The organism is Mycobacterium sp. (assembly GCF_049278535.1).
Taxonomy (GTDB): domain Bacteria; phylum Actinomycetota; class Actinomycetes; order Mycobacteriales; family Mycobacteriaceae; genus Mycobacterium.
Window position 1 is genome coordinate 17972 of the sequence record NZ_JBAPMI010000059.1, and the last position, 19655, is coordinate 37626.

Annotated in this window: 7 protein-coding genes; 2 read left to right on the top strand and 5 right to left on the bottom strand. The window is 64.7% G+C overall.

Translation table 11 applies throughout. From position 1 onward, the window contains the following. The first annotated feature begins 284 nt into the window (after positions 1 to 284). Complete coding sequence (locus WAO18_RS03480; protein ID WP_422203921.1) at positions 285 to 1361, top strand: ParB/RepB/Spo0J family partition protein; 1077 nt, start codon at positions 285 to 287, stop codon at positions 1359 to 1361. A gap of 36 nt (positions 1362 to 1397) precedes the next feature. Here the strand turns inward: WAO18_RS03480 and WAO18_RS03485 are convergent, their stop codons facing one another. The 5 genes from WAO18_RS03485 to WAO18_RS03505 are packed head-to-tail and all read right to left on the bottom strand — an operon-like array spanning position 1398 to position 9499. Then, positions 1398 to 2048, bottom strand: a complete 651-nt coding sequence (locus WAO18_RS03485; RefSeq protein WP_422203923.1) for a GAP family protein — start codon at positions 2046 to 2048, stop codon at positions 1398 to 1400. A gap of 33 nt (positions 2049 to 2081) precedes the next feature. Then, complete coding sequence (locus tag WAO18_RS03490; protein ID WP_422203925.1) at positions 2082 to 3821, bottom strand: AMP-binding protein; 1740 nt, start codon at positions 3819 to 3821, stop codon at positions 2082 to 2084. 50 nt (positions 3822 to 3871) lie between these two features. Further along, the gene (locus WAO18_RS03495; protein ID WP_422203927.1) at positions 3872 to 5014 is read right to left on the bottom strand and encodes a PE-PPE domain-containing protein; all 1143 of its coding nucleotides are present in this window, start codon (positions 5012 to 5014) and stop codon (positions 3872 to 3874) included. Between the two features lie 44 nt (positions 5015 to 5058). Further along, positions 5059 to 8034: an RND family transporter gene (locus tag WAO18_RS03500; RefSeq protein ID WP_422203928.1), complete on the bottom strand. Its 2976-nt coding sequence runs from the start codon at positions 8032 to 8034 to the stop codon at positions 5059 to 5061. A gap of 43 nt (positions 8035 to 8077) precedes the next feature. Further along, positions 8078 to 9499: a condensation domain-containing protein gene (locus tag WAO18_RS03505; protein ID WP_422203936.1), complete on the bottom strand. Its 1422-nt coding sequence runs from the start codon at positions 9497 to 9499 to the stop codon at positions 8078 to 8080. A 243-nt stretch (positions 9500 to 9742) separates the two neighbouring features. Between WAO18_RS03505 and WAO18_RS03510 the strand changes: the two genes are divergently transcribed. Then, positions 9743 to 19655, top strand: a 9913-nt coding sequence (locus WAO18_RS03510) for a type I polyketide synthase (RefSeq protein ID WP_422203930.1), incomplete at its 3' end; no start/stop codon positions are given.

Here is a 19655-nt window from a genome sequence, read left to right on the forward strand (position 1 = left end):
TGCCGGTTCGGCGCGGCTGCAAGAGTGGCGTGGCTGCCGTCGGCAGCCTGAAATATGCACTGCCGCAACAAGAAGAGGCCCCGTGCAGGCAGCGCTGCCGGCAGCGCGACTCCCGCTGCTGCAAGCGTCACAGCAAGTTGACAAGTACTCTTCGATCTACTTACTCTAGAGTAACCTACGCCCGCGTAAGGTGCTCAACCCACCGAAAGGGGCTCGATCGCATGAGCACACAGCAAACATGCGACGAAAGACGTGCACGAGGGTAGCGCGGGGCATCCAGACCGATGGCGCAATTAAATGAGAGCACCGCGCACAGCACTCGCGATGTGGACGTGGCGCTTCCGCTGATGCCCGGATACGGGCAACTGGACCCGTTGTCTGCGTGCGCGGTCGAGGACTGGGTACGGCGAGGAAACTGCCTGCCCGTCGAAGACGTTCCGGTTTCCTCGATCCGAAATTCCTATACGCCCAGGAAGAGTAAGGCGAACGAGCAGCACATCCAGGTGTTGGCGCAATCGCCCTTGCCCTTACCGCCGATCGTGATTCATCGAACCTCGATGAGGGTTATCGACGGCGTGCATCGACTGCGCGCAACCGAATTGCGTGGCGACAGCACGATACCGGCCAGGCTTTTCGAGGGTGATGACGCTGAGGCTTTCGCGCTCGCAGTGCATCTGAACGTCACGCACGGCCTGCCACTGACGCTTTCGGAACGAAAAGCGGCGGCGCAACGAGTCCTGGCGTCCTACCCGCATTGGTCGGATCGGTCGATCGGGTTCATCGCAGGAGTGTCGAACAAAACGGTCGCCAAACTGCGCGGGTGTGCAACCGAGGAAATTTCCCAGTTGAACCCGCGGCTCGGACGGGACGGCAAAATCCGTCCGGTCAGCCCGGCCCACGGACGGCGACGCGCTGCCGAATTTCTGTCGGTGAATCCACGGGCGTCGCTGCGAGAAATCGCGCGAAAGGCGGGCGTCTCCGTCACCACCGCGCGTGATGTGCGTCAACGCATCGACAACGGCGAGAGTCCGCTGCCTGGTGGCGTCGCCGAAACCGGCCGGCGTTCCGAGCCGTTAGCTGAGGCGACCGATACCGGGGTCGGTGGGCTCCTCGGCGGTCTCTGGGTGTCTGCCGAGGGCCGGGGCAGCGATCTTCTTCAACGACTCCGAAAGGATCCGTCGGTCAGATCGTCCGAACGGGGACGAGCGCTGCTACGACTGCTTTCCGTCGCCGCGATCGCGATCAGCGCGTGCAATGAGTTCGCCGAAGCCGCACCGATCCACTGCTCGGCCACGATCGCCGAGATAGCGCGAAAGAATGCTCGCGCCTGGCAGGAAATCGCGGAGAAGTTCGACATCTGACGGGCCGCAAGCTGCTCGGCTTCGGCCCGCGACAGGTCAAAGCCCGCAGGCGCCGACCGCGAGGAACGCGCAGCCGATTGCGGCCAGCAGGATGGCGACGTCACGGCGACGGCGCGACCGAAGCCAATCGTGCAGCCTGGCCACCGCCTTCGCGGTTGGGTCGGGGGCCAACAGGTAGGCCAGCAGTGGAATCTCAACGAGCGCAAAGGCCACGGCGTTGAACATCAACAGCGCGGCGACTTGCCGGAGAGCGGCCGCGCCGGAGGCGAGGATGACGGCCAGCGCTGCCAGGTAGTCGACCGACGGCAGCGCGATGCTGAGACCGGCGATCCCCGCGACCGGTAGCGAATCGCCCTTCAGCAGCTTCCAGGCCGGCGTCGCCAACAGCGCGGGCCGCGGTCCCAGCCGCGCGGGCAGGTCGACGGCCACGATGACAGCGATGCAGAGAACGAGCAACCCGATCAGGACCTGAACCCGGGGCAGCGTGACGAAGTTGGTCCCGAGCAATATGCGTCGAAACACAAACAGGACAATCAGACCCACCGTCGTTCCCATGGAGAAACCGCCACATAGAAACGCGAACAGCTGTAGGACGGGTCGGGGCCTGTTCAGCATGAGCACCGTCATACCGATTCGGAATGGTTCGACACTGACGGCAAGCGCCATTATCAGCACAGTCGCCAGCATGAGTTAATTCTTAGCGCGCGACCATCGGCCGGGCTAGGCGTCCAACCGGGCGAATTGGTCTTGGCGGTATTGCTCGATGCAGGCGGCACGCCGAATTTTGCCGCTTGTTGTGGTGGGAATCGAACCGGGCGGTACGAGCACGAGGTCGCCGACAGTCAGACCGTGTGCGTTCGAGATCGCCGCTGTGACATCGTTTCTGACTTCGCTGAGCCGATGCTTGGCATCGTCGTCGGAATCGCCACGCTTCTTGATCTCGATGACGGTGACCAGGTGTTCGGTGCCGTCCTGTGGCACCGAGATCGCCGCGACCCGACCGCGGGTGATTTCCTGGATCGTTGCCTCGATGTCCTCGGGGTAGTGATTGCGCCCGCGGATGATCACCAGATCCTTGATGCGGCCGACGATGAAGAGGTCTCCATCGAAGACGAAGCCCTGGTCGCCGGTTCGAAGCCATGGCCCTTCGGGCGTACCCGGGGACGCATCGACAAGCGTTGCGCCGAAGCAGCGCTGTTCATCCGGTGGCCGGTGCCAGTACCCCTCGGCGACATTGGCGCCATGGACCCAAATTTCGCCGACCATGCCATCAGGAAGCTCACGGTCGGTGTCATAGTCGACGATCCGCACGTCAGGCGACGGCGGTACTCGGTATTTGACGAGCGTAGTGCCCGTCCCTTCCGGGCACACCTCGGCGTTGCCGGTGCCCAGCTCACCGGGATCGAAAGTCTCGGCGCCTGATAGATCAGACCAGGTGCCCGCCGCCACGAAGACCGTCGCCTCCGCCATGCCGTATGACGGACGCATCATGTGGTCTTTGAAGTTGAAGTGAGCGAATCGGTCGACGAAGCGCTGCAGGGTGGCCGGCTCGACGCGCTCGGCGCCGCTGATGATGCCCAGCACACCGCTGAGGTCGAGGCCTTCGAGATCACTGTCGCTGGTTTTGCGAGCGGCCAGGTCGAAAGCGAAGTTTGGTGCCGCTGACCAGGTGTTGGGTGTTTCGGCCAATGCGCGCACCCATCGGGCGGGCCTTTCCAGGAACCCAACCGGGCTCGACAACTCGCCACGGTGACCGCTCAGGATGGGTGCGCAGACGCCGAGCACCAAACCCATGTCGTGGTAGAACGGCAACCACGACACCAGGACGGTATTGGGCGGCGCGCTGGTGTGGGGATCGGCGAAGAACGCGCGCATCAACTGCTCGAAGTTCACCTGCAGGTTGCGGTGCGTGATCATGACTCCGGTAGGCAGCCGGGTTGAACCCGAGCTGTACTGCAGGTAGGCCACGTTGGGCAAATCGTCTGTCCGAAGGCTTGTTGCACCCTCGGCATCGAGATGTATCGAGTCGATTTCGACGATCTTGGGGATGTTCTCCAGGCGGGCCTCATCGACGTATTCGGCGACGTCTTCCGCGAATGCGGACGTGGTGAGAATGACCGAGGGCGACGTGTCGGCGAGGACCGCGTCGACCCGCTCGTGGCTGGAGCCGCGATGCGGCAACGGGAGCGGGACGGAGATGAGCCCGGCCTGCATCGAACCCAGAAATGCCGCGATGTAGTCAAGCCCTTGCGGAGCCAGGATGACTGCACGATCTCCGGTAGATCCGTGCGGGCCGAGTTCGCGTGCCACGTTGAGTGTTCGACGCGACAGCTGTGACCAGGTGAGATTCTCCCGCACGCCCGCCCAGTCGTGCTCGTAACTGGTGAACGTGTACGCGACGTCGTCCGGTCGCAGGCTGGCGCGACCGTGCAACATCGAGAGAATCGTTGACTGGGCCATAGATGTCAGATTACGTCCGTACTGAGCAGTTGAGTGGTATGGGCTGGGGGTCAGGCGCCGGCTTCGCTGGCGCCATGGGCCAACACCGACATGGCACCGGCGATGATCTGCGAGAACGGATCAGCCCCACCACCGAATGTCGCCTGGTTGGCCGGCGCGGTGACCTCCGCCGGGTCGAAGCCGTGCGCCGGATCAATCTGAAGCGGCGCCGTCGACGGGTCGTCGTTGCGCGAGTAGCCGGCATTGACTCGGGGTGCCAGGATGGCGTCGAGCTTGTTCAGCGTGTCTTCCTGGATCCCGATGTATTTCAGCGGCATGACAAGAGGAAGGTGCTGTTGCGGGACCATGATCGTGGTGTCTTTGGCGCCCCGGGAGTTGATCGTCGTCCTGATGTTCTGCGGCGGCACCATGCTCTTGTTAGTGAAGGCCACTGCGGTGTGTCCGGTGGCCAGGCCCATCAGGGTGTTGGCGAGCGCGAACATGTTGTCCGGCCGGTCGGGGAAGTCCGCGATCGAGTCGTAGGCGGCCACGAACCTGTCGGTGTCGTACTGGCTTTCGTACGGCGGCGGCATGGTGTAGTCGAGTGCGGGAACTACGCTGCCGACCGGGAACGTGGCGGACAGGAAACTCTGACCGAAGGCGTGATGGCCGATCGGGTCGCCGAAAGTGGCGAAGTTCAGCGTGTTCGCCGGGGGAGCGTTCGGGTCAGTCGCCAGCCGGGCTTGCGCGCCGTCGACCACGAATCCGCCCTCGGATAGGCCGATCGCGGTACCGGGGCGGCCAGTGTTGTAGATCGAGGAAACGAGGTTGTCGACACCCACGTCGACCGACCATCCCACGCTGGGACCGTCCAGCCCGACACCCGGAAAGTCGTGGTCGAACTTGTCGATCTCCGGCTTGAGGCCCGGGAAGAGGTTCGCGAGCACGTGCCCCTGAACCTGTCCCGCCGGGTAGCGAACGATTTGCCGGCGCTGCCCGGGGAACCAGTCCGCGCCCTCCATTTTGATGTATTGGTCGTAGGGGACGCCCAGCACGTGAGCGCCGCCGAGGGCATAGGCGGTCTGGTCACCCGGCGCTCCCGGAGTCGGGGGGCCGCTGATGGGCGAGTCGTCGGCCGTGGCGGCGCCGATGCCGAAACACCCTGTGGCGCTGATGCTTACCAGCGCACCAACTCCTGCGAGTAGTTTCTTCATCGCGACTCCTGGCCCCTCGTCTTCGCCTCGTAGTCTCACACAAATCATGCGGGTGCGCGAACCTTCGACGCGCGCGACGGCCACCAGTTCGCCCGACCGATCAGCGCCGCAAAAGCGGGAACCGTGATGGTGCGAACCAGGAAGGTGTCCAGCAGAATTCCGATGCCGATGATGACACCACCCTGCACGACGGTGCCGATGCTGGAGAACAACAGCCCGCCCATCGAGGCGGCGAAGATCACGCCCGCGGCAGTGATCACACCGCCCGTGGAACTCAGCGTGCGGATGATGCCGTAGCGGATGCTGCGCGGCGACTCGTCACGCATTCGCGAGACAAACAGCATGTTGTAGTCGGCTCCCACGGCGACCAACACCACGAATGCCAGCGGCGGCACACTCCAGTGCAAATGCTGGCCGAGGATGAATTGGAAGAACACCACGCCGATGCCGATCGCTGACAAATACGAAATCACCACGGACGCAACGAGATAAAGTGGTGCAACGATCGCACGCAGTAGCACGATCAAGGTCAGCAGCACGACGAGAAGGGTGATCGCGATGATGAACCGGATGTCGTGCTGGTAGTAATCCCGGGTGTCCTTGAGGCCGACGGTGAACCCCGCCATCGAGATCTTGGCGTCCGACAGCGCAGTATTCGGTTGAGCTCCCTTGGCGGCCGCGAGGATCGAGTTGACCTGATCCATCGCTTCGGTGCTGAACGGATTGAGCTTGGTCTGGACCAGGTAGCGCACCGAGCGGCCGTCCGGCGACATGAAGACGTTGGCGGCCTTCTTGAATTCGTCGAGGTGCAGCAACTGTGCCGGGATGTTGAACCCGGCCATGGCGGGTTGGGCCGCGTCGTGCTTCAGCGACAACAGGAACGTTGCTGACTCGCTGAGCCCTGCACCCATCTGTTTGACCTGATCGACGAGCTGAGTTACCGCGTCGGCCACCTCCCGGCTTCCGCCGGCGAATTGGTCTGCGCCGCTCTGCAGGGCGCCGAGGTTCGTCTTGACGGCGCCCGGCTGATCCATTCCCATGGATTGCATCACACCGGTGAGCCTCGTCAGCGCATCCCGTATGCGGTCCGCCGACGCCTTCAACGATCCTTTGTCCGGGTACTCCTGCAGTTGGTGGGCTAGGTCGTTGATCGCATCGACGTCCTCTTTGTCTCGCGAACTCAATATCTGCTCGAACACGCCGCGGGTGTTGCTGCAGGACTCGTCGAGATCGCAAACCGGATTATTCCGCAGGGCCAGCGCGACGGGACCTATCCAGAGGAAGAAGTCTTTGGCGCCGCCGTACGTGAAGCCCATCGCATTGGTGAGCGAGTTGACGTGGTCGAGAAGCTGGGCAGCGATGTCGACTTGTCGTACCAGCACGTCGCCGCCGTAGTGGTCCTTCTCCGAGGAAAAGGTGTTCTCAAGGTCCTGCACACTGGCGGCGAGCCGGCTGACCTGGCCGCGCACCTCGTCGAGGTTGCTGGCCAGCGTGCCGGCGCCTTCCGACAGCCGGTTGAGGTCACCGGTGCGGTCGTTGATCAGCTCCGACCCGCCCTGCAGAAAGGTGCCGATGGCGCCCGCCTGATAGGTAGCCCGGAATTGTTCCGGCACATTCCCGGTCGGCCGGGTGATACCGCTGATCGCGGCGACGTTCGGCAGTTGACTGACTCGGTCCGCCATCTGCTCCAAATCGGCCAGGGCTTGCGGCGTGCGCAGGTCACGGGGCGACTGGATGAGGATGTATTCCGGTATCGATTGATTCACCGGGAAATGTCGGTCCAGCACGTTGTATCCGGCTGTGCTCGGAGCGGAGGCCCCCAGTGCCTTGCGGTCGTCGTAGTTGTAACGGACAAAGGCAGAGCAGCTGGCCAAGATGGCCAGCACCAGCAGGCTGGCAACCAGATGAGTCTTCGGTCGGCGCACGATGCGGATCCCTGACCGGCGCCATAACCGGGCGGTCAGCTCGCGACGCGGCTTGACCCAGCCCCGAGGACCCGCGATGGTCAGGATCGCGGGCAGCAACGTCACCGCGGCCAGGAAAGCCACGCCGATCCCGATCGCCGCAGCCACCCCGACCGTCTTGAAGATGCCCATCTGGGCGAAGCTGATCAGCAGGAAGGTAATTCCGACCATGCTGGCGGAGGCGACGATCACTTTCCCGATCGAGATCAACGCCCGCTTGACCGCCTGATCGGAGCCATCACCCAACCGCAGATAGTCGTGATATCGACTGATGAGAAAGACCGCGTAGTCAGTTCCGGCTCCGGCCATGATCGCGCTCAGAAAGACGATGGACTGATTCGAGACACCGGCGCCGGTCAGCGCCGAGTAAGCGGCCACCATCGATTGCGCGATCATCAGGGACAACCCGATCGACATCAGCGGCAGCAGCATGGTGACCACGCTGCGGTACACCACCAGCAAAACGAGCAGCACCAGCACGCCGATCGCCAGCTCGATCGGAAGCCGATCCTTCTCGCCCGCGACGGTCAGGTCCGCGACCGTCGCCGCCGGCCCGGTGATGTTCGCCCGCAGCGACGTCCCGGCGACGGCATGGTTGACGACGTCACTGATCTGGTTGAAGGCGGTGTATGACTGTGGCGTTCCCAATTCGCCCGCCACGCCCACCGGCAGCACCCAGGCTTTGTTGTCCTTGCTGGTCACGATGTCACGCAGCGGTGGCGTGGTGATGAAATCCTGCAGCATCACGACATTGCGGGTGTCCCGACGCAATGCGTCCACCAGCTTGCCGTACACCGCTTCGTCGTCACGGCCGAGACCCTTGTCGTCGGTCAGGACCACCAACAGCAGGTCTTCGGAGCCCGATTCGTGAAACGCCTCGGTCATCTTCCGGGCGGTGACGCTCGACGGCGCATCGCTGGGCAGGATGGCGAGTGGATGCTTCTGGGCCATCTCGTTCAGCGACGGGAACGTCAGTGGTAGCGCGACCGCAATCGCTACCCAAAGCCCGATCACCAACCAAGGCCACCGCACCACAAAAGCGGCTAGCCGCTGCATATCGCCCTCACCGCCCGAAAATCACACACTCAATTGCCCCACGCTATGCGACGCGTCCCCAATGCCCGCTGTCTGCGACCCGCACGCACACGGATTTCATTGCCTCCATGTATCGAGTGACCGATTTGTGGGCGACCGGGTTGTCGGGATGCATGATCGCCATCACCGTGCCCTCGCCGTATCGAAACACATAAATGGTCATCTGATACGAGTACCGGCCGTCGGAGTAGATCCCCATGTTGTTCGCCAGACCAAGATCGGCTGCTGCCAGCACGGCGTTGAGTGGAGCGGCGCCGCCATGCAGAAAGTTCGACACCGGGAAGTTCGGCCGCGGCCACTTCAGCCAGGGCGCCAACTCCAGTACGCGGTAATACGGCACCTTCGCCATGTCCAGGCCCGTGTCGAAAGAAGCCTGCGCGGCCCATGCGGCTTCGCCGAAAGAGGCCGCGGCGATCGGGATGGTGATCGGGATCAAGCCGGTAAACCAACCCTGCGTCATGAAATTGTCTTGACCTGAGCGTGAGTCCCGCGGAGTGAGCCCGTAATACGTGAGGGCCCCGGTGAATTCATGCTCCAGCAGGGCAAAACACGCGAACAATCCGCCGACGAAGCGCGCACCGGCCGCCGTGCAGGCTGATTCGAAGCGCTCGGTTTGTGCGGTGTCCATCAGCAGTTCGGAGGTCATCGAACTGCCGTCGGAGCCCACCGGGTTGCCGAGCGGGAGCGGGAAGTCCGGAAAACCACCATCGTTGCTCTCGGCGAAGTCGATCCAGGCCTGTACCCCGGGTGAATCCAGCGTCAACGTCGACGTTTGCTCACGTTCCCGGACGCAAAATTCGTCGAAGCTGCCCGCGTCGGGAAGCTCCAGGGAATTGCCCCCGCTGCTGAGCGCCGCGTACATTCCGTTGGCCTCCAGCATCGTGGTGCCAATCAGCGACGCGTCTCCGTGGACGTGATCCATGGCGGTGAAAAAGCTGAACCCGTCCTCCAGCTGGATAACCCCGAACGTGAAGCAACCCCACTCCAGCGGATTGGGTATCCCCACGGCGAGAGCGCGTATTTCGCCAGCAGTCAAGGTGCCGTGGTCGATCGGCTCGAACTCGATGTCAGCCGGATCGGCGATCGTATGTCTGATGAAGTCCCCGCTATCAGCGTGCTCGAACCAACTGCGAAAGGTGTCATGCCGTCGTAGGTATCGGTTGAGGCCGTCGTTCATGGCGGCAATGTCGCACCGGCCGGCTACGTCGCAGGAAGCGATGATTTGCCGGGAGAAATCCAGCCCCGCTTCTGTCCGTTCGTAGTAGTTACGAAGATGCTGACCCTGCATGTAGCTGACTGGGACCGAGCTGACCGGCGCTTGCTGGACTTTTGCGGAAGATGCTGTCGTCGGGTGCCAGGAGATGACCGTGCCGGGAGTCGGCGTCCAGTCATCGATCGAACCGATCGTGATCTTCCCGATGCGCAAAACCTCGTCCTTCCTAATTCGGCGGCTGCGGTCACGCCACGCTGGCGGCCCGATCAAGATAACGTTATTAGCCATGAGTGTCGCACCACTGGTGAACCCAAGCATGACGTGGTATGAGCGCGCCCCTGTGCGCGACGCTTCCGACGCACTTGCATTACTTGCCCGCGACAACGATCGTAGTGCCCAACGGGCCCGTTCGCGGCGCCAGAGTCTCCCCCTTCCCAATGCTGAGAGGACACCGCTATGGGATCCGTCGAAGGTCTGAGCGACCGACCACCGAGCTTTGCGATCATCGGCTATGCGGCCCGTTTTCCGGGTGCCGCCGATGCGGACGAGTTCTGGGATCTGCTGTCGCACGGCCGTGACGCGATTTCCGAGGTGCCCGAGGACCGATGGGATGTCGACGAGTTCTACGACGCCGACCCTGATGCACCCGGCAAGGTGGCCACTCGCCGGGCAGGTTTCGTCGATGACGTGTCCGGCTTTGACGCGCCGTTCTTCGGCCTGTCGGTGCGCGAGGCCAGGCTGCTGGACCCCCAGCACCGGCTGCTGCTGGAAACCTCATGGCGGGCGGTCGAGCACTCCGGGATCGCGCCAACATCCTTGGCGGGCAGCAACACTGGTGTTTTCATCGGGTTGGCCACCCACGATTACCTGGGAATGGCCTCTGGCGAGCTGACTTTCCCCGAAATTGAGGCCTATATGGCAGTCGGGACGTCATCGTCGGCCGCAGCAGGCCGAATCAGCTTCCGGTTGGGACTGCAGGGCCCGTCGGTCGCGGTCGACACGGCGTGCAGCTCGTCGCTGGTGGCGATCCACCAGGCATGCCAAACGCTGCAGCTGGGGGAGTGTGACCTTGCGCTGGCCGGCGGGGTCAACGCGCTGCTCAGCCCCGCGACCATGATCACCTTCTCGCACGCGCACATGCTCGCCCCGGATGGCAAGTGCAAGACGTTCGACGCCGCGGCGGACGGCTACGTGCGCGGTGAGGGCTGCGGTGTCGTGGTGGTGAAGCGTCTGGAAGACGCCATCCGTGACGGCGATCGGATTCGGGCAGTCATTCGGGGTAGCGCGATCAACCAGGATGGCGCATCGGGTGGTTTGACCGTGCCCAACGGCATTGCGCAACAACGGGTTATCGCCGACGCGCTGAAGCGGGCCGGCGTCGCAGCAGCCGATGTCGACTACCTGGAGGCCCACGGCACCGGAACATCGCTGGGCGATCCGATTGAAATGCAGGCGGCCGGGGCGGTGTATGGCACCGCGCGTGACGCGGACCGGCCGTTGCTGGTCGGCTCCGCGAAGACCAACATCGGGCACCTGGAAGCGGCCGCGGGCGTCGCGGGTGTGATCAAGGTCGTCTTGGCCCTCGAGAACGGACTTCTGCCGCAGCACTTGCACTTCCAGAATCCATCGCCGCACATTCCGTGGGATCGGCTTCCGGTTCATGTGCTGCGGGAGGCCACCGCTTGGGCGCCCAACGCCCGGCCCCGTCTCGCGGGAATCAGCTCGTTCGGGTTCGCCGGCACCAACGCGCACATCATCCTCGAAGAAGCGCCCGCTGCCGCAGTTGACGCTCCGGTGGACCCGGCCCCGGTCGACCAGCGCTTCGATCTGCTGCCGATCTCGGCGCGCACACCCGAGGCCCTGGTCCAGTTGGCTGATCAGTATCGCAACTGGTTGAGCGCGCACCCCGAAGCGACGTTGGCGGACTTGTGTCTGACCGCTGGAGCGGGTCGATCTCACTTCGAGCAGCGGGCTGCGTTGGTGGTCAATTCGACGGCATCGGCCGCTGAGTTGCTCGGTGCGCTCGCGGACGACCGCCCGGCACCCGGCATGGTTCGCGGATGGGCCGATGACACTCCGAAGACGGCGTGGTTGTTCACCGGCCAGGGCAGTCAGTATGCCGGTATGGCTCGCGAATTGTTCGACACCGAGCCGGTTTTCGCTGAGACGTTGCAGCGGTGCGCTGAAGCCGCCGAGGGTATGCTCGAAAAGCCGTTGCTGGACGTCATTTTCGATATCGACAGCCCCGACAGTGAGGAGACGTTGCGGCAGACCTCCTACGCTCAACCGGCGTTGTTCGCGGTGGAGATGGGTCTGGCCAGGCTATGGCAGTCATGGGGATTCGAACCCGATGTCGTTCTGGGGCACAGCGTCGGTCAGTACTCGGCCGCCTGCGTCGCCGGCGTCGTCAGCATCGAGGACGGAATGCGGTTGATGGCCGAGCGCGGCCGCCTGTTCGGCAGTTTGCCGGCGGGAGGTCGGATGGTTGCGGTCTCCACCGACGCCGAGCGCGTCGAGAAGATGACTGACGAATTCCCAAGCCTCTCGGTCGCCGCGTACAACGGCGCCAACACTGTGTTGTCCGGTCCCGCAGCCGATCTGGAGCAAGCGGTCTCTCGCTTGTCCTCCGATGGCGTCAAGTGCGACTGGCTGGAGACCAGCCACGCGTTCCACTCGGCGCTGCTGGATCCGATCCTCGATGACTTCGAGTCGTTCGCGAACCAGTTCGAATACGCTTCGCCGCAACGGATTCTGGTGTGCAACCGCACCGGCGCCACGCTGGGCAGAAGCGTGAAGCTGGACGGCAACTACTGGCGCCGCCACGCACGGCAGCCGGTTCAGTTCGCCAAGAGCGTGCAGACCCTGGCCGATCTGAATTGCAAGGTGCTGATCGAAATCGGCCCGCAGCCGGTGCTGACCGCAGCGGCTCTGCGGGCTTGGCCCGACCCCGCCACCACCCCGCGGGCGATCGCATCATTGCGTAAGAACACCGCCGACCACCGGCAGATCACCGGAGCGCTGGCCGACGCGTACGTCCTGGGTCACCTGCCCAACTTCGGTGCTGTCCAGCACAAACCGGCACGAAAGCTCGACCTGCCGACCTATCCGTTCCAGCGTCGTCAGTACTGGTACCGCGACAATTGGCAGGCGCCGAAATATAACGCCCGTCTCGCGGGGTCGACCAGCGATACCGTGCGGCTCCTCGAGGAGGGGCGGATCGACGAGCTCGTTGCGCTCCTCGGCAATGCGGGCGACGAGCAGCAGACGGTGGACGTGCTGACAAGGCTTGCGGCACAGCACAACCAACACCGCAAGACGGAATCGATTGCGGACGCGCGTTACGAGATCCGCTGGGACAAATCCGCTGCCGCAGGCTCAGGTACGCAAGCCGGCGAGGCGCCAACCTGGCTCGTGCTCAGTGACGATGCCGATGTTGCCCAGCCATTGGTCGAAGCGCTGACCACGCTCGGGCACCAGCACCGGGTTCTCGGGTTGCCCTCGTCCGATGCGGACGAGGAGCAGCTCGTGGCCGCGTTGCGTGCCGCCGCGGAAGTCGAACCGGCGCTGCGGATCCTGCATATTGCGGCGCTCGACTCCGACACCGCGCCGACGATGCGATCGCTGTTGCAGATGCAGCACCGCGTCATGAGCGGAAGCCGTCGACTTTTCCGCGCTGCGGCCGCCGCCGAGGTCCGCAGCCCGATCTGGCTGGTGACCCGCGGCGCGCAACGCGTCATCGACGGCGACGCCGTGTCACCCAACCAGAGTTGCCTGTGGGGATTCGGTCGTGCCGCGTCGCTGGAATACCCGTTGATGTGGGGCGGCCTGGCAGATCTGGCCGAGGGCGGCGTTGACGAGTGGTCACAGTTCGCCAACCTGGTGGCGGCGCAGCCTGGCGAAGACCAGGTCGCGTTGCGCGACGGCGCGGTTTACGTACCGCGGCTCGTTCGGCGCACCGAGACGCCGGGTGCTACCCCGGTCGCATTGCGCTCCGATGCAACCTATTTGGTGACCGGCGGCCTGGGTTCGATCGGATTGGAGATCGCCGCATATCTGGCGGCGAACGGTGCCCGGCAGCTGGTGTTGACCAGTCGGCGCGCGCCGAGCGAGGCGGCGCAGCGTCGCATCGACGCGATTCGGGAAGAGCATGGCTGCGAAACCCGGGTCGTGGCTGCCGATGTCGCCGATGCACACGACGTGGCAAAGCTGCTTGCCACTGTGCAGGCCGAACTACCGCCGCTTGCCGGCATCGTGCACGCCGCAGGCGAGATCGGTACCACCCCGCTGCACTCTCTGGACGACGCAGAGGTGGATCGAGTGTTCGCCGGGAAGGTATGGGGTGCCTGGCATTTGAGCGAAGCAGCCGCCGACCTGAAGCTGGACTTTTTCATCAGCACCTCCTCGATCGCCTCGGTGTGGGGTGGGTACGGCCAGACCGCCTATGGCGCGGCCAACGCCTTCCTCGACGGGCTGTCCTGGCGGCTGCGGGAGCAGGGCGTCCCGGCGATCAGCGTGAACTTCGGTCCGTGGTCGGCAGGTATGGCCGACGCAGAGGCGCGAAAGAAGTTGGAGCAGCGCGGAATCCGGACGCTGTCACCTGTCGATGCGCTGGCTGGTCTGACCGATCTGCTGGCGTCTTCGACGCAGGGCGCAGTGCAAGGTGTGGTGGCCCGGATCGATTGGGCCAAATTCCTGCCGCTCTACCAGCAGGCCGGCCGACGGCCATTCATGGCGGAAGTGGCAAGGGAGGTGCCCGATACGGCGCCAGTGCTGGCGCCTTCGGGCAAGACCCAGCTGGTAGAGCAACTCACCAACGCGCCGGTGCAACAGCGCAAGAAGCTGCTGGGGAACTATCTGCGTGACGCGGTGGCCGAGGTGACGCGAGTCGACCCTGCAGAGATCCGTGAGGATGCCGGATTCTTCGACCTCGGGATGGATTCGCTGATGGCTGTCGAGCTGCGGCGCCGCATTGAGGAGGGCGTGGGGAAGCAAATTCCGGCCACGCTGGCGATGGACTACCCACGCCTGTCGGATGTGGTGGACTACTTGCTCACTGACGTGCTCGGGCTCAGCGAGTCGGCGAAGTCGGGCCCCCAGTTGGCCGCGGCAGCGACGATGCGCACGGACGAGCCGATCGCGATCATCTCCGTGTCGTGCAACTTTCCCGGCGCCCCCAATCCCGAAGCGTTCTGGGAGCTGTTGTCGGGCGGTGTCAGCGCGATCAGTGAGGTTCCCGAGGACCGGTTCGACATCGACGAGTTCTACGACCCAGACCCGGACACACCGGGCAAGATCTACAGCCGCTACGGCGGTTACATCGAGGGGATCGACGGGTTCGACCCGGAATTCTTCGGTGTCTCGCCGCGCGAGGCTCTCTGGATCGACCCGCAGCAGCGGCTGGTGCTCGAAACCGTCTGGGAGGGCCTGGAACGCGCCGGGTACTCCCCGGCGTCGTTGCGCGGCAGCCGAACCGGCGTGTTCGTGGGTGTGGGCGCCAACGAGTATTCACATCTACTGTCCGCCACCTCGGTCGAGAAGATCGAGCCGCAGTTCATCACCGGCAACGCGATCAACGCCATTTCCGGCCGGGTGTCCTTCGCCCTCGGACTCGAAGGCCCGGCGGTCGCGGTCGACACCGCCTGCAGCTCGTCGTTGGTGGCCGTCCATCAGGCTGTCCAGGGTTTGCATTCGGGTGACTGCGATCTGGCGTTGGCCGGTGGGGTCAATGTCCTGCTGAGCCCGGTGACCATCATCGCCGCGTCGCGAGCCAGAATGCTGTCCCCGAACGGACGATGCGCGACCTTCGACGCCGCCGCAGACGGCTATGTGCGCAGTGAAGGCTGCGGAATGCTGGTGCTCAAGAGGCTGAGTGACGCGGTCCGCGACGGCGACCGGGTTGCTGCTGTCATCCCGAGCAGCGCGGTCAACCAGGATGGTGCATCCAGTGGTCTGACTGTGCCCAATGGCGGTGCACAGCAACGCCTTATCGCCATGGCCCTGGCCCGGGCCGGCCTTAACGGCGGTGACGTCGACTATCTCGAGGCACATGGAACAGGTACCCCGCTGGGTGACCCGATCGAAGTGCAGGCCGCCGGCGCCGCCTTTGCCGGCGCTCGTGATGCTGACCGGCCGTTGCTGATGGGATCGGTGAAGACCAACATCGGTCACCTCGAATCGGCGTCGGGAGCCGCCGGTCTGATCAAGGTTGTGCTGTCGCTGCAGCATTCAGTGCTGCCGCAGAGCCTGCACTTCGACAACCCGTCGCCGCACATCCCGTGGGACTCGCTGCCGGTTCGGGTCGTCAACGAGGCGACCCCGTGGGAGTCCAGCGGCAGGCCCCGCCGCGCCGGTGTGAGCTCCTTCGGATTCACCGGGACCAACGCGCACGTGCTGGTCGAGGAGGCGCCGGCACAGGCGGTCATCGTCGAACCTGACGACGTCGCAGCGGCACCGCAGTCGGAGAGCCCGGAGGAGTCGGTTGAAGTGCTGCCACTCTCGGCGCGCACATCGAACGCCTTGGTGGAGTTGGCGCAGCGTTACGGATCCTGGCTGGACTCCCATCCGGAGGCCGACATCGCCGGAGTATGCCTGACAGCGGGCGTGGGCCGTTCGCACTTCGAACATCGTGCCGCGCTGGTTGTGGATTCGGTGCAGAGCGCCCGCGAGGGCCTCGCCGAGTTGGCCGAAAACCGGCTGCGGCCCGGGGTTGTCCGCGGTGAGTGCACCGACCGGCCGACCACGGCGTGGTTGTTCACCGGTCAGGGCAGTCAGCACCCGGGGATGGCGCGCGAACTGTTCGACGCCGAGCCGGTTTTCGCCGAGACGGTGCAACGTTGCGCGGACGCGGTTGCCGACATGCTGCCGCGCCCCTTGCTGGAAGTGATGTTCGCGACCGATCGGGAGACCGGCGGCGAAGCCGGAGAAACGTTACGGCACACGTCGTTTGCTCAGCCGGCGCTGTTTGCTGTCGAGATGGGTCTGGCCCGGTTGTGGCAGTCGTGGGGCATTGAGCCGGACGTGGTGCTGGGTCACAGTGTGGGTCAGTATGCGGCGGCATGCGTGGCCGGAGTGCTGAGCCTCGAGGACGGGGCGCGGCTGATGGCCGAGCGCGGTCGACTGTTCGGCAGCCTGCCTGAAGGCGGCCGCATGGTCGCGGTGTTCGCCGATGCCAAGCGCGTCGAGGAAGTCGCCAGCGAATTCTCACGAGTGTCGGTCGGTGCTTACAACGGTCCCAACACGGTGTTGTCGGGTCCGGGCGAGGACCTCGAGCCAATCGTCGCGAAATTCAGTGAGGATGGGGTCCGTTGCACGTGGCTGGAAACCAGCCACGCCTTCCACTCGGAGTTGCTGGAGCCAGTGCTCGGCGAATTCGAGTCGTACGCGTCGCAGATGGAGTACGCGGTGCCGACGTTGCCGCTGGTCTGCAACCGCACCGGCGCCGTGCTCACCGCGGACACCCCGATCGATGCGCAATACTGGCGGCGGCACTCCCGCCAGCCGGTGCAGTTCGCCGAAAGCGTGCGCACCGTTGCGGCTTTGGGATGCACGGTGCTGATGGAGATGGGCCCGCAGCCGGTGCTGACCGGCGCGGCGGTGCAGGTCTGGCCGGAACATCTGGCCGCGCCTCGGGCGATCGTGTCGCTGCGAAAGGGCGTCGGTGACCGGCGCCAGATCGCAGATGCTCTGGCAATTGCCTACGTCAGCGGCCATCGGCCGAACTTCGCTGTGCTGCAACATAAGCCGCACTCCAAGGTGGAGCTGCCGACGTATCCGTTCCAGCGGCGGCGGTTCTGGCCGCAGACCTCCGGCATCGCCGCCGACGGTGCTGCCGCATCCGGACTCTTGGGCAGCGCAAAGGATCTGGCGTCCGGCGACTCCGTCTACACCAGCCGGTTGTCGGTCAAGTCGCAACCGTGGCTCTCCGATCACGTCATCTACGGCACGGTCGTTGTTCCCGGCGCCACGTACGCGGCGATGGCCCTGGCTGCGGTCGGGCCTCCGGCGCGGGTGAAGGAAGTTTTCTTCTACGAGCCGATCATTCTGCCCGAGAAGGCATCTCGCGAGGTTCAGTTGACCCTGCATCCGCTCGAAGACGGCGATGGCTGGAGATTCCAGGTGCACAGCCGTCCCTACGGTGTGCGCGATGTCGAGTGGTCGCTGAACGCCGACGGCACAGTCCTCAGTGGTGTCGAGGACGAGCCGGCACCCGAACAGGACCCCATCGACGCGGCAATCGAGCGGATGAACCGCATGCGTCCGCAGGAGCTGTTCGAGACCTTCGCCGACATGGAGCTGTCGTGGGGGCCGAACTGGTCGGGCTCGCTGAAGTCGCTGTGGCTCGGTGAAGGTGAGGCGATCGGTGACATCTACGTCGGCGAGGAGCTGAGCGAGCATCTCGGATCCGAGCCGATGCACCCGGTCTTGATGGACCTGTGCACCGGTGTCGCCTTTCCGGCGTTCCCGGCTCTTCTTGCCGCGGAGCAGGGGCTCAGTGACCTCTTCCTACCGCTGCGGTACGGGCAGGTCATGCTCAAGGAGAAGATGCCTCGACGGTTCTACTGCCGCGCGCGCTGGCACGCCAGCGAACTCAACGCCGAAACCCAGGTCTTCGATCTCGATTTCGTCGATCGGGACGGTCGCATTCTGGGCGGGATCCGCGAGTTCACGGTCAAGCGCGCCCCTCGAGAGGCGTTGTTGCGCGGGCTCGGCGGCGACGCCACCCGGCTGCTGTACACCCTCGGCTGGCACGAGGTGCCGCCGGCGCCGGCCGACGACGCCGGAAGTCTCCCCGGCATCTGGCTGATCGCCGGTTTCGACGAACTGGCGGCCGATCTTTCGGGTTGCATCTCCTTCGACAGGAGCATGGACCCGGAGCTCTTGGGGCAGCTTCTGGCTCAGTCGCAGGAGCGCGGTGTGCCGATCTCCGGCATCGTCTGGCGCAGCGCCGGTCCGAGTGCGGGAGAGTCGAGTGCTGACTCTGTGGCGCGGCTGGAGACCGAGATCGCCTACCTGCTCAGCGCCGTGCACACGCTGCAGGCTGACAAGGGACTGAAACTTGTTGGCGGACTGTGGATCGTCACCGAGCGGGCCGTGGCGACCGAGTCCGGCGAGCGGGTCGATCCCGTTCAGTCGGCACTGTGGGGACTCGGGCGCACCATCATCAACGAAGAGCCTGCCCTGCGTTGCAAGCTGGTTGACGTCGACGGATCCGAGCAGGCCGTGCATGCACTGGCCGGTATCCTCGGCGCGCCGATGGACGAACCCGAGCTGGCCCTGCGGCAAGGGAAGTTCTTCGCGTCACGGTTGCTGCCGTGGGCGCGCAGCGGCAACCTCTCCGTGCCGAGGGGGTCGGACTACGCTCTGGCGCCCACAGAGCGCGGTGCGATCGACAACCTGCGGATCACCGAGGCCGAAGTGTCGGCGCCGGACGAGGACTACGTGCAGGTGCGGGTTGAGGCCGCGGGCCTGAACTTCCGCGATGTGCTCAACGTGTTGGGCCTCTACCCGGGTGATCCGGGGCCGGTCGGTGGCGACTTCGCCGGCACCGTCACCCAATTGGGCGAGGGTGTGACCGGACTGGAGGTCGGTCAGCGGGTCTACGGCTCCATGCAGGGTGCTTTCGCCAGCCGATTCAATGTGCCGTCCCAGTTCCTGGCGCCGATCCCGGACGGCGTGAGCGCGGTTGCCGCCGCGACCATTCCGGCCGCGGCGCTCACGGTTCGGCTCTCGTTCGACTGGGCGAAGCTGAACCCCGGCGACAAGGTGCTCATCCACGCCGCCAGTGGTGGTGTCGGATTGGCCGCCATCCAGATGGCGCAACAACACGGCGCAGAGGTGTATGCCACGGCGAGCACCTTCAAGCGGGCGACGCTGCGCAAGCTCGGCGTGAAGCATGTGTACGACTCGCGCACAACCGATTTCGCCGACCAGATATTGGCGGATACCGGCGGGTCGGGTGTAGACGTGGTACTCAACTCCCTGACCAGCGAAGGGTTCATCGAGGCGACCGTAAGGGCCACCGCGAAGAACGGGCGTTTCGCTGAGATCGCCAAGCGCGACATCTGGACTCCCGAGCAGATGGCTGAGGTCCGGCCCGACATCGCCTACGAGATCGTCGCGTTGGACACGGTGATGTTCACCGAACCCGACCGCATCCGCGACTTGCTCACCGAGGTGTCGGACGGGCTGGCCAAGGGGGAGTGGACGCCACTGCCCGCGGAGATCTACCCGCTGACGGAGGCCAGGACGGCGTTCCGCCGCATGCAGCAGGCCCGGCACATCGGCAAAATCGTCTGCCAGATGCCGAATCCGCTTGCACCGCGGCCTGACCGGAGCTACCTGATCACCGGTGGTCTCGGCGCTATCGGTC